Annotated in this window: 8 protein-coding genes; all 8 read left to right on the forward strand. The window is 46.0% G+C overall.

Annotation, left to right across the window (positions count from 1 at the left end; translation table 11 throughout):
- Positions 1 to 9 precede the first annotated feature (9 nt).
- Positions 10 to 1,533, forward strand: coding sequence for a SusD/RagB family nutrient-binding outer membrane lipoprotein (locus J4N23_RS16000; RefSeq protein WP_207428726.1), 1,524 nt, complete (start codon positions 10 to 12; stop codon positions 1,531 to 1,533).
- A gap of 5 nt (positions 1,534 to 1,538) precedes the next feature.
- Positions 1,539 to 2,324 (forward strand): hypothetical protein, encoded by a 786-nt coding sequence (locus J4N23_RS16005; protein ID WP_207428727.1) that lies wholly within the window; start codon positions 1,539 to 1,541, stop codon positions 2,322 to 2,324.
- A gap of 11 nt (positions 2,325 to 2,335) precedes the next feature.
- On the forward strand, positions 2,336 to 3,925 hold the full coding sequence (locus J4N23_RS16010) for a PKD domain-containing protein (RefSeq protein WP_207428728.1): 1,590 nt from the start codon (positions 2,336 to 2,338) through the stop codon (positions 3,923 to 3,925).
- 63 nt (positions 3,926 to 3,988) lie between these two features.
- Entirely contained in the window at positions 3,989 to 5,023 is a 1,035-nt protein-coding gene (locus J4N23_RS16015) for a glycosyl hydrolase family 18 protein (RefSeq protein WP_207428730.1), read from the forward strand.
- Positions 5,024 to 5,233: 210 nt separating this feature from the next.
- Positions 5,234 to 7,093, forward strand: coding sequence for a PQQ-binding-like beta-propeller repeat protein (locus J4N23_RS16020; RefSeq protein WP_207428731.1), 1,860 nt, complete (start codon positions 5,234 to 5,236; stop codon positions 7,091 to 7,093).
- 249 nt (positions 7,094 to 7,342) lie between these two features.
- Entirely contained in the window at positions 7,343 to 10,297 is a 2,955-nt protein-coding gene (locus tag J4N23_RS16025; protein ID WP_242689261.1) for a glycoside hydrolase family 3 N-terminal domain-containing protein, read from the forward strand.
- Between the two features lie 189 nt (positions 10,298 to 10,486).
- Complete coding sequence (murQ, locus tag J4N23_RS16030) at positions 10,487 to 11,299, forward strand: N-acetylmuramic acid 6-phosphate etherase (protein ID WP_207428732.1); 813 nt, start codon at positions 10,487 to 10,489, stop codon at positions 11,297 to 11,299.
- Positions 11,300 to 11,308: 9 nt separating this feature from the next.
- Positions 11,309 to 12,826 (forward strand): sodium:solute symporter, encoded by a 1,518-nt coding sequence (locus J4N23_RS16035; RefSeq protein WP_207428733.1) that lies wholly within the window; start codon positions 11,309 to 11,311, stop codon positions 12,824 to 12,826.
- Positions 12,827 to 12,873 lie beyond the last annotated feature (47 nt).

Genomic DNA, 12,873 nt, shown 5'->3' on the forward strand with positions numbered 1-12,873 from the left:
ATTACAGCAATGAAAAAGATATTTAGACTTATTCCGGTACTGGTTCTCTTGATTGCGACATCGTGCGAGAAACTGGATATCAACACCAATCCGGTTCAACCGGTAACCACCTCCTCCAACTTGAGGCTACCTGCGATTCTAGGGAACATGGCCTACCATGCCTATTCACATGCGCGCTATTCGAGCTTCCATTCATTTTATCTGACCAGTAGGTATAATACACTTGCGGAGGAAGCTCGCTGGGACTATAACCAGATCACCCGTATGGGTGCATGGCGCTGGCATTATTTTGATGTGGGCAGTAACTGCATTGGGCTGATAGAAAGGGCAGAAGAGGAAGGTTCTCATAACTATATGGGAGTGGCGAAGATCATCCTGGCCCTTTCTTATCTCACTGCTACGGACTCCTTCGGAGATATGCCCTTCAATCAGGCATATACCGGAACATTCAACCCGGTGTACGATCCGCAGGAGGTGGTTTATCAGGGAGTGGCTAAGCTGCTGGATGAAGGAATTGCAGATATTCAGCGGAGTGGTTCAGGCGCTCAGGTGATGAACGAAAAATCGGATCTGCTCTATAAAGGCGATATGAGTAAATGGATAGCCTTCGCTCATGCGATAAAAGCACGGATGCTCTTGCATACTGCCAATTTTCAGGATGGTTACGATGAGGTGTTAGCAGAAGCGGGTGCCGCTCTGAATGGTTTTGGTGATGCAATATTTAATTACAGTACTGCACCCACAAAAGACTGGGAACGCAACATGTGGGGGCCGACCATTCCCAGACCTGAGTGGAATTTTGCGGATATCGTCAATGAATTAAATAATACCGTTTCTACGGATTTCTTCATCAACTATATGAAGGTGAACGATCAGGGCCTGGTCCATGATCCCCGGCTCTACAAGCTTACAACGCCCGGTGCGAAAAATGCCTATAATGGCGCACGCGCTTCCGAGGGTTTAACTGTAGAGGGCTGGCCTACGCCTACCACCCCTCCTACAATGGACGATTTTGCAAATCTATATAATGGGTACTGGACTGCCGATAATTCTCCTTATCCATTATTTCTAAAAGAGGAGCTGTATTTCATTAAAGCAGAAGCTGCTTTTTATAAGAACGATAAAAATACAGCTTACGAAGCCTATAGGGATGGCATTATGGCGAATATGACGCGGCTAGGGGTAGCAAGCGCCGACATAGCGAGCTATATGGCTTCCAGCAAAGTAAAGCAGAGCGCTGGAGAGCTGCTGATCAGTGATATTATGATGCAAAAGTATGTCGCTTTGTACCTGCAACCGGAGACCTGGGTGGATATGCGAAGGTACGGCTACAGTGCGACGGCATATCCCGGTATTTATCGTCCCCTGAATGTGCTGCCCGAATTTGGGGACAAGTGGATCCAGCGTTTTCCTTATGATCCTCAGACGGAATATATTTATAATCCCCAGGAGATCAAAAGGCTGGGAGCCACTGCGCGAAACTGGGTGTTAACACCCGTTTGGTGGGCTGAAAAATCACAACTTAAGAACTAAATTCTATGAAATTATACATGATAGCTTTGATGGCCGGCCTGATGATGTCAATGGCGGCCTGTAAAAAACAAAGCCCTGTGGAGGAATTGGGAGCGACAAGTGGGAGGTTAAGGGCGGAAGTTCGTGTAACGCTCAGCAACAGAAGACCAGCTCTGGAGGAAACCGTCCGCGTGACAGCTTCCAGCTGGCATACGGAGGATAGGATATCGAAGGTCGAGTTCCTTCACACGCTGATAGAGAAGTTTGGCGTAAAACTACAGCTGGACAATACCACTTTTAGCACCTGGAGCAGTACCGACCCTGTAATGGTAGTGACTGACACCATCAAAAAGAATGAAGTTTGGAAGTCGGTGAGTAGTGTCAACAAGGAACTTGATAACTATTTCGTAACTGCGACGAACAACTATGTTATCTCCGGCGATTACACACTCTTTAAGCCTGTTCCCGGAACCTATGCAATGGAGGGTCAGGAACTACTGATGAAACTGTCGGAGGAGGCGTTCTCGATCCTCAGAAACCAGTTGTCATTCGTGATAGCCGTTGCGGATTATCAAAAACTGTTTCCTAATGCTCCCGCAGCAAACTACACAACCAGCGGTACGACTAGAACAGGCATTTCCGATGCCGGTCGTGCTTATCTGAGGGCAAACCTGACCCGCCAGCTTTTAGTGGATACCGGTTTCAAATCGCTTAAGAAAGAAGGTACGCTGCGGGCCATTTTAACAGTTCGAACTATCGTTGATTCGGGCGCAGCGGCAGAAGTTGTCAACGAGTTTGAGTCCACTTTTTAATCTGAAGTACGATGAAAAGAATTAATTTTTTATATCTGATCGCTGCCTTCCTTTTTTTGCTGGGAGGTTGTAAGGAGGAGGAGTTTACAAGAATTGAACCAGACGGGGAATTTGCTGTAAACTTCGATTTTCCGCAGGCCGAGGTCTTTGCACCTGCGAAAATAGTCCTCACCAATCGATCCAAGTATAGTGAATCCTATAACTGGAAGTTTGAAGGTGGCAAGACGCTGACTGCTGAGGGGCTTTCTGACCTGAACACCAGCACTTCTTTGGTTCCGGATACGATCTATTACGCTCTTCCTGGAAAATACACGGTTACCTTGACCGCGACGCAGGGTGGCAGATCGGAAACTATCTCTAAAGAGATCACTATTCAGAAGATGCAGCCGAAGATAGTCGTACCGGCAAATCTCGGTATCATGCAGGAAGCCACCTTCTCTGCGAATGTTTTCAAGTATCCTAACCAGGATGTTACCTATGCCTGGGATTTTGGAGAGCCTGGTTTAACTTCTACCGAGGCTTCACCTAAAGTCACTTTCCAGGATGAAGGCATGCATACGGTGACTTTAACGATAAACGACGGTCAGGAAACCTTGACAGCTACTGCGCAGGTAGTGGTGCTTGGGGAGCTTGTTAAAACCTTGTACTTCACTGACGTGAGGACGGGAAAACTATACAAGAAAAGATTCACGCAATTGAAACCAAGTAGTGCGCTACAACTTCCGGCTAATGTAGGTTTACACCCGCTTGGGATAAATGTATTTAATAATAGGGTTTATATATCCGATGCCGGAACGGGAGTCGTATTCACTTCGTTGAAATCCGATGGACGCGTTTTCTCTGTAAACCTTGAGGGGGGAGATGAAAAGACGATCACACAGCCAGCGCCAAATAGTGCTTATGGGGATGATCCGTTCTACAGTACTGTGGATGCGAACGGAACGGTTTATTTTGTTACTCGATTTGGGGGAGTAAGAACCATCTCAGCTTCTGCTGTCGATGCAGCTTACCCTCCGGTACGTTTTAGCGTCACTGCTGCACATGCAGGAACCACAAGTACTTTCGGATGGTTAGATGGAGGGCTTCAGGTGATAGACGGAACGCTTTGGTATTCCAAACATGGATCCGCCGGGAAAGGCTTGTATAAGTATAACGCCAGCACTGCTGCTTTCATTGAGGCTGTACCCGGGCTAAAGGATGCAAAGATTCGGAACTTCGCCGTTGACACGAAGAATGGTAAGATCTATTTCGCCATCAACTTTGTGGGGGGCGGATTGAATAAGGGCTTTTACAGGTCGAACCTTGACGGAAGTAATATCGAGCTCCTGGACGCTATGCCTAATTTTTCAACCGAGGGAGGAGCAAATGAACAGACGTATGTGACAGGAATAGCTATCGATAGCGCACCTGACGATGGCACTGCAGGCTATGTGTATTGGGGATACCGCGATGCTGCGGATATAAGTGCGACAGGTGTAGTAGTTGGTGATGGTAGTAACTCCGGAATCAAGCGCTATGCTCTTGACGGTAGCAAGCCCGTCGAATTTTTCCTAAAAGGTTTTATTCCATATGGTATTGCGATCGATCACACCAAGAGATAATCATTCCATCATTTAATATGACCCGAGAGTTCCAATAGGTGCTCACGGGTTAATCTAAGTTTTATGAGAAAAATTACTTTTTTATCATTCGTTCTACTATTAGGGCTTCTGTCCTGCACAAAGGAGAATGAGGGGGTGCCAGATGGGTACTCCTATGCAGCACACGTTTTGCCGGAAGGGGAGTACGTTCCGGATAACAGCTTTAAGATTGTGGCCTATTATTCTGAAGCGCGGGTACCCGATTCCATTGAACTAGTAAAGTTCAAAATGATCACCCATTTGCACTACGCTTTCGCCTATCCCAATACGGACGGCACTTTAAAAGCGATTGCCCAACCTGCTAGATTTGAAACAATGATTCAGCGGGCAAAGGAAAACGGCGTTAAAACGGCTATTTCTTTATCGGGCGGAGAGGCTGTATACTCTGCTCTTGCCGCCGATCCCTTACTGAGAACGAAGCTTATAAAGAATATAAAGGATTTCGTACTGAAGTACCAGTTAGATGGCGTGGACATCGATTGGGAGTATCCACGATTAAATAAGGCTAATGATATTACTTACGAGGCCTTTGTGGTAGAACTCTCTGATACCCTGCACCGCTGGCATAAATACCTGAGTGCTGCGGTGACCCCCGCTCTGTATCAGGGGTCAGTAAAAGAAGGGATAACTCCTGCCGCGGTAGCAGCGATGGATTTTGTCAACATCATGGCTTATGACGGTATTGGATGGGACAACCAAAATCCCAATCACCACTCGACGTATCGTATGGCGGAAACAGCGTTGAATGTATGGCTTACCGAGAAGGGGTTGCCGAAGGAAAAAGCCGTGCTTGGTTTTCCTGCTTATGGGAAAACTACCGCTAATGTAGCTCTGGCCTACAGAGACCTTCTGTTTCAGGGAAAGGCTAATCCTCTTGAAAATTCCGTTACTATCCAAAACGCTACCTACTACTACAATAGCTTGGACGTGGTGAAACAAAAGGCCGTACTGGCGAAGCAAAATGCCAACGGCTTGATGGTATGGGAGTTTTATCAGGATGCAAACGGGCCTCAGTCGATGATCAAGGCGGCCAATGATGCGATTGGCAGAACGTACTAGTTAGATCAAAGGTCTTCGGAAGTGCACTAATACTTCCGAAGATTCTTTTTGGTAGATGAGGCAGAAGAAGGATTTAAAACAAGGGAGTCTCGGCTTCTTATATGCGTTTTTCTGCATGTTTGTTTTAAACTATTGCATTTTTATGAATTATTTTTCTTATTTTTATGCCGGGTTCTGCGGATCTTCTGGTGCTTTTATGCTTTTGTAGATATGCTTGCTAAGACACTCTTCATATTAGTGCAACTTATAGCCGCCTCGGGTATCCTGCTCGCTCAGTCCCTGAAGTTCGCTTTCGTAACCGATACCCACATCGGGGGGCAGACGGCGGCAGAGGATCTTCGCCGTACCGTGAACGACATCAACTCACTTCCTGATCTGCAATTCGTGATTCTTTCAGGGGATATTACGGAATTTGGTTCAGACGAGGAGTTGAGGCTGGCAAAACAGATCCTTGACAGCTTAAATAAGCCTTGGCATATCATTGCAGGGAATCACGATTCTAACTGGTCAGAGAGTGGTAGTAATAGTTTTCTTAAGGTATTCGGGGGTGAAACGTTCTCTTTTGCTGCCGGCGGATATTTTTTTGCCGCAACCAGTTCTGGTCCGAACATGCGGATGGGACCAGGCCAGGTGCCAAGAGAAAATTTAGTATGGCTGGATTCGGTGCTAGCCGCTATGCCTGATCCGGAAATGCCTTTGATTTATATAAACCACTATCCGCAGGATTCTTCTCAGAACAACTGGTACGAAGCAATTGACAGGGTGAAAAAGAAGAACGTTCAGCTATTACTTTGCGGACACGGGCATTCTAACCGAAGGTTTAAGGTAGAAGGAATTCCTTCTGTGATGGGACGCTCTAATCTGAGGGCGAAAGATAGCATTGGTGGGTATAATATTGTCACGATTCAAAATGGAATAGCCAGCTTCGATGAAAGGAAGCCCGTTATTCCGACTAATAGAAAGTGGACTGAGGTAGTCCTGGCAGATCACCATTTCGATAAAGATACTACCTCCTATTTCAGACCTTCATTTGCGGTAAATAATAAATATGCTCAGGTCAGGCAGATTTGGGGGTATCAGGACCAGAGCGATATCGGAGCTGGTACGGCAAAGTCGAAGGATTTAGTTTTTGCAACTAACACAAAAGGACTAATATATGCGCTTAATAGAAAAACAGGTGCCCGGGTTTGGCAGTACCAAACCGGTGGTAAAATTTATTCAACTCCTGAGTATACTGGTGGTTGTCTTCTTGCTGGTTCATCTGACAACTTTATTTATTGCCTTTCTGCTACAACCGGCAATCTGAAATGGAAGTTTCCGGCACGAAAGGCTGTTCTCGGTTCGGTTGTTGTAAAAGATAGCCGGGTCTTTATTGGAAGTTCCGACGGTCATTTTCGTGCAATCGACCTGAAATCGGGTAAACTTATTTGGGATTTTGACAAGGTTAAGGGTTTTGTGGTTACTAAGCCGCTAATTTACAAAGGGTTGATCTACTTCGGTTGTTGGGCTAATGATTTTTATGCGTTGGACCTGAAAACAGGAGCACTGGCCTGGAAGTGGAACAACGGCGCCTCCAACCGGATGTTTTCTCCAGCTGCCTGCTACCCTGTAGCTGCAAAGGGAAGGGTGTTTATAGTGGCACCCGACAGATATATGACGTCCTTTGATGCAAAAACGGGAAGGGTAATCTGGCGCACGCAAATGAAAAACGTAAGAGTTCGTGAATCGATGGGTTCATCTCACGATAAGAGCCTGGTGTTCGTCAAAACAATGGACGGGGAACTTTACGGGATCTCTACCACGGCATCAGAAATGGAACTAAGTTGGAAGGCTCAACTCCGCCTGCCTTACGAACTTACACCTTCGGCAATCGTTGAAGACAGGGGCGTTGTATATGTGCCCAGCCATTCCGGTCTCGCTTCGGCTATTGATAGGAAAACGGGCAAGGTGCTTTGGCAGTACAAAACATCCAATTGTTTAATGAATCCGATAATGCCGCTGGAAAAAAATAAGGTTATTGTTAGTACGATGGACGGGAAAATCGCTTGCCTGGAGTACTCTTCCAGATAGTTTAAGCGAGAAGCTCAGTCTTCGGAATCATTTTAACGATGACTTGTACTCTTGTCCGTGCCGGATTTGCCCAGCTTGAGGTATGATCGAGTTTAGGAATTGGTACCAGCCGACGAGGCTGATCTGGATGCCCTTTGAATATCAGTAACACTATACAAAGGAACAGAGGTAATTAACAGGAAAGTGACCTTAAGCGAGCTTCCCCGGTATCGGAATAAAAAAATCTAGTTCAATAAGAAAACTGGCTAAATGAATTTTTTCAATACAAACAGCATGAATAGGAAAGGCTTGCTGAGAGCGCTTCTGCTCTCGCTCTTAGTCAACGGTATTGTTGCGGTCGCTAACGCACAGCAGTTTTTGCAAAAAACGCCTGCTGCCCAGGCATGGGTTGAGCAATCGTTAAAGAAGCTTACCAGGAGACAGAAAATTGCTCAGCTGATGGTGATCCGCCTGTCGGAGAGAAAAGGAAAGGAAGTAGTTTTCTATGATAAGGAGGTGGGAAAATATGTCCGCAAGTATAACGTTGGTTCCGTTTGTCTTTTTCAGGGAAATTCTCCTCAACAGGCAACGGTATTAAATAGATTGCAAGCTGCTGCAAAAACACCTTTACTTGTTTGCATTGATGGAGAAACAGGTTTGGGCATGCGTTTCGGAGATGTGAAGCCTTTTCCGGACCAGCTTACTATAGGTGCTGCTCCTGATGCAGCCCTTGCATACCAGGTAGGGAGGGCAATTGCTGAACAATGCAAACGGGCTGGAATTCATGTTGATTATGCGCCGGTTGTCGACATCAACAACAACCCGAATAATCCCGTGATTAATTTCAGATCTTTTGGGGAGGACAAATACAAAGTAGCAAGCTTCGGCACGCAGATCATGAAGGGTATGCAGGATGGAGGCGTGATGGCTTGCGCCAAACACTTTCCCGGTCACGGTGATGTAGCGGTCGATTCTCATCTCGATCTTCCCGTTATCAACAAATCGCTGGCCTCTTTAGATTCCCTGGAAATATATCCTTTCCGGGAGCTGGCAAAGGCAGGTGTTGGAAGTATGATGGTTGCCCACCTTTATATTCCGGCAATCGACACGGTCGCTAATCAGGCAACATCTTTATCCAGAAAAAATGTCACCGGGCTGCTCAGAGAGCAGCTTGGCTACCAGGGCTTAACGTTTACGGATGCCCTGGAGATGAAAGGTGTATCTAAGTTTTATCCTCAGGGAGAGGCTGCAGTGCAGTCGCTCATAGCAGGAAATGACATGCTATGCCTTCCCGGAGATATAAAAGGAAGTATAAAAAAAGTACGCAAAGCGATCAGGCAGCATAAACTTTCCTGGGGAGACATAGATGAAAAAGTGCGGAAAGTACTTATTTCTAAGTTCCATCTTGGAGCGGCAAGCTTTCAACCAATTGACACGATAGGTATCGCTGCAGACTTAAATAAAGATGTGAACCGCTTGAAAAAGGAAATTTACGAGAACGCTATCACGGCAGTCCGCTTGACAAATAGCTCTTTGCTGCCTTTAAATTCTGTAAAGAAAATAGCTTTTTTAGGAATAGGTCTTTCAGGCGAAAACGAGTTTGGAAAATTGCTGCGGGAAAACTATAAAGCCGACTGTTATTACCTCGACTACGCTGCTGATGCGGCCGCTATTGATGGGGCCAGAAAAAGCCTGCAAGGGAAGTATGACGTGCTAATTACCGGATTACATGCCTACAAAAAATATCCTGCTAACAATTTCGGTATTAGTGCCACTTCTATAGAGTTGCTGCGTCCTTTAGCAGAGGATTCTAACACCATCAATTTTGTGTTTGGAAATCCCTATGCTATAAAGAATATTACAAGTGCAAAGAACATCATCGCTTGTTATGAAGACGATCCCGTCATGCATCAGGCTGCGCTCAAACTGCTTCAGGGAGTGATAAGCGCAAAAGGAAAGCTTCCCGTTACTGTTTCCCCGGAACTTCCTTACGGCACAGGTGTTTCTTCAGCTCGTCTGAGCTCCGTAAGCCCGGAAGCTGTGGGTCTAAACGGGCAGCAACTAAATAAAATCGATTCTGTTGCGCTAGACGCGATTGAAAAAGGGGCTACCCCGGGGGCAGTGGTGCTGGTCGCAAGAAAGGGCAAGATTGCTTTTCATCGGGCATACGGCAGCATGGATGCCGAAAAAAAGGAAGCGGTGACTACCGAAACAGTTTACGATTTAGCTTCGGTTACCAAAACGTCGGCCACAACTTTAAGCGTAATGAAGCTTTACGAGGAAGGTAGGTTAGACCTGAATAAGACTCTTGGCGACTACCTTCCCTGGACAAAGGGAAGCGATAAAGCAGGGCTAACAATAAAAGATATCCTGTTACATCAGGCGGGCCTTGTTTCGTTCATCCCTTTTTATCGCGAAACGCTGGGTGCAAGCGGAAAACCGAAGCCAGGAGCGTACAGCTCTGTTCAAAATTCAGTTTATTCGGTTCGGGTAGGCGAAAATATGTACATGCCGGCAGCCAGGATCGATAGTATGTATCAACGGATCCTTACCAGTAAACTCGGCCCTCGCAACAAGTATGTTTATAGCGATAACGACTTTATTTTCCTTGGGGAAGTTGTAGAGCAGATCACTGGTCAAGGACTGGATCAGTACACGCGGAATACATTCTATCTTCCGCTCGGAATGACGACCACCACTTTTAAGCCGCTGGAGCATCTTTCCCTAAATCAGATTGCGCCTACTGAGAATGAAAAATACTTTCGTCTTCAGCAGATAAGGGGCGACGTGCACGATCAGGGAGCAGCTATGTTTGGCGGAGTTGCCGGCCATGCCGGCCTGTTTAGTAATGCTGCTGATCTGGCCAAACTCTATGTGCTTTTGCTGAACGGGGGAGAGCTAAACGGGCTCAGACTTCTTAAAAAAGAGACGATAGATTATTTTACCGCTTACCACAGTGATATCAGCCGAAGAGGTTTGGGCTTTGATAAACCTGAAAAAGACAACAAGAGCCCGGAAACAGCCTATCCCTGCTTCAGTGCCTCGCCGCAAACGTTTGGACACACTGGTTTTACAGGAATTGGTGTTTGGGCCGATCCCAAATACGACTTGGTATATATATTCCTGTCTAACCGCGTCTGCCCGGATGGAGCGAACAACCAACTGTCAAGCATGAGCGTGAGAGGTAAAATTCAGGAACTGGTTTATCAGTCGCTTGTTAAATAGATCAATCGCAGAGCAGGATCAGCAACCTCTAAAAAAAGCTTTTAATCGGCTTTATACTGGGTGTGATAAGCAGTTTGAAGAGCTTTATTTATACGGACGAGTTAAAACACAAAAGGAAACATAAACCAAAGTTCCCATTGAGACATAAAAAATTGAAGGGCGAGTATGCAAAATAAAAATTTAAACGGAATGGAATTTACAACAGAGAAAGATTCAAATTATAAAGACCTTGATAAAATGACTGTGACCGAGATTCTTCAGAATATCAATAAAGAAGATCAAACGGTACCACAGGCAGTTGCGAAATCCATTCCTCAGATAGAAAAACTGGCAACAGCGGTCGCGGAAAAAATGAAGGATGGGGGGCGTTTATTTTATATCGGTGCCGGAACGAGTGGACGTCTTGGGGTAGTGGATGCATCAGAATGTCCACCAACATTTGGTGTTCCCTTCGACTGGGTAGTTGGCATTATCGCAGGCGGAGACGGGGCGATACGCAGAGCGGTTGAGTTTGCGGAGGACGACATGGAACAAGCATGGAAAGACCTTCAGGAGTTCGATATAAATGAAAAAGACGTGCTGGTAGGCATAGCGGCCTCCGGAACTACGCCTTATGTTATCGGAGGGTTGCGAACAGCTAACGAAAAAGGGATTTTGACAGGATGTGTGGTCTGTAACTCCGGCAGTCCGGTAGCCGCAGAAGCAAAGTTGCCGGTAGAAGTAGTGGTAGGGCCGGAGTTCCTTTCCGGTTCAACGCGGATGAAATCAGGAACGGCGCAGAAACTCGTGTTAAATATGTTGAGCACTACCGTGATGATCCAATTAGGCCGTGTGAAGGGGAATAAGATGGTGGATATGCAGCTGACTAACAATAAGCTTTTCCATCGGGGTGTGAGAATGATTATGAAAGAGACCGGCACAGACGAAAAAACGGCAACTCAACTTCTCGAAAAGTATGGGAGCGTAAGGCTTGCCATAGACAATTTAATGCAGGCACTCTAAACGCAGATTATGTCACCAATAGTCCTTTTAAGTTTTCTGATAGCCTACTTTGGGGTGCTGATATTTATATCCCATTTAACCTCAAAGGGTTCTTCAGATAATTCAAGCTTTTTCATAGCCAACCGGAACTCCAAATGGTACTTTGTTGCCTTTGGTATGATCGGTACCGCCTTGTCTGGGGTTACTTTTATCTCCGTTCCGGGAGCGGTAGCAAAAAGCAATTTTGGGTATTTTCAGTTTGTACTGGGGAATGCGGTAGGCTTTGTTCTGATTGCGTTGGTGCTGCTACCCCTGTATTACCGGATGAATCTTATCTCCATTTACACTTATCTTGAACAGCGGCTGGGGTACTGGAGCTACAAGACAGGGGCCGCTATATTTCTTATTTCCCGCACCATTGGCTCTGCTTTCCGGCTGTACCTGGTCGCTATCGTTCTTCAGAAATTCATTTTCGACGCATGGCAGGTACCGTTCTGGGCTACCATTGCCATCTGCCTGGCACTCATATGGTCGTACACTTACAAAGGAGGACTGAAAACGATCATCATCACGGATACTCTTCAAACGGTCTTTCTGTTGTCAGCTGTCATTTTATCGATCTGGTTTATTTCCGAAAGTTTAAATCTGGACCTTGCGCAAACTTTTGAGACGGTAAAAAATAGCTCGTATTCTACTGTTTTCCATTGGGATAGCTTCCTGGGAAGTAAGAATCACTTCCTTAAGCAGTTTCTGGGCGGGATATTCGTGACCGTGGCAATGACAGGGCTCGATCAGGACCTGATGCAGAAGAATCTGAGCTGCAAAAATATCGGCGAAGCACAAAAGAACATGCTCACGTTCACAGCCGTTTTTGTGGTGATAAATATTTTCTTTCTCAGTGTAGGAGCCTTGCTGTATGAATTTGCAGGGGCCAACAATCTCCCGCTCGCTAGTATGAAGACGCCCGACCATCTCTTCCCCGAAATAGCGCTCAATCATCTCACGATGCTTCCCGCGATCATTTTTATGCTCGGCCTTACAGCCGCCACTTTCGCTACTACCGATTCTGCACTGACGGCCCTTACCACTTCTTTTTGTGTGGATTTCCTGGGCTTTGGCAAAAGGGAGGATCAAAATAGCGCAGGTCTGGTGAGGACGCGTCACGCCGTTCACGTAGGATTTTCATTTTTGATGCTGCTGGTGATAATGATCTTCAGACTGATCAATAATGATTCGGTGGTGAACGCCATCTTCAAAGCCGCTGGTTATACTTACGGTCCGCTGTTAGGTTTATTCGTATTTGGTATGGCAACGACGAGAACGGTAAAGGATAGGGCCGTTCCGCTGATCTGTCTCATTTCACCAGTTCTATCCTTTCTAATTGATACTAATTCAATAAGCCTTACGGGTTATGCGATAGGGTTCGAACTGATTGTAATCAACGGATTTATTACCTTCCTTCTTCTCTTGCTAAGCAGTAGCAAGCAACAGAAAGTTCAGGCAAAAACAGCGGAACCGAAGGCGGTATTAGTGCCCGAACTTAATTAGCATCGCTACTTGAGTGGGTGTATATAAGTATTAAAATAGTTAACAAG

Source organism: Pedobacter sp. SYSU D00535 (assembly GCF_017355855.1).
Taxonomy (GTDB): Bacteria; Bacteroidota; Bacteroidia; order Sphingobacteriales; family Sphingobacteriaceae; genus Desertivirga.

Excerpts from the sequence above, each read along its gene's own strand:
- J4N23_RS16000 (WP_207428726.1), top strand. The coding sequence starts at position 10 with ATGAAAAAGATATTTAGACTTATTCCGGTACTGGTTCTCTTGATTGCG.
- J4N23_RS16020 (WP_207428731.1), top strand. The coding sequence starts at position 5,234 with ATGCTTGCTAAGACACTCTTCATATTAGTGCAACTTATAGCCGCCTCG.
- J4N23_RS16005 (WP_207428727.1), top strand. The coding sequence starts at position 1,539 with ATGAAATTATACATGATAGCTTTGATGGCCGGCCTGATGATGTCAATG.
- J4N23_RS16025 (WP_242689261.1), top strand. The coding sequence starts at position 7,343 with ATGAATTTTTTCAATACAAACAGCATGAATAGGAAAGGCTTGCTGAGA.
- J4N23_RS16015 (WP_207428730.1), top strand. The coding sequence starts at position 3,989 with ATGAGAAAAATTACTTTTTTATCATTCGTTCTACTATTAGGGCTTCTG.
- murQ (WP_207428732.1), top strand. The coding sequence starts at position 10,487 with ATGGAATTTACAACAGAGAAAGATTCAAATTATAAAGACCTTGATAAA.
- J4N23_RS16010 (WP_207428728.1), top strand. The coding sequence starts at position 2,336 with ATGAAAAGAATTAATTTTTTATATCTGATCGCTGCCTTCCTTTTTTTG.
- J4N23_RS16035 (WP_207428733.1), top strand. The coding sequence starts at position 11,309 with ATGTCACCAATAGTCCTTTTAAGTTTTCTGATAGCCTACTTTGGGGTG.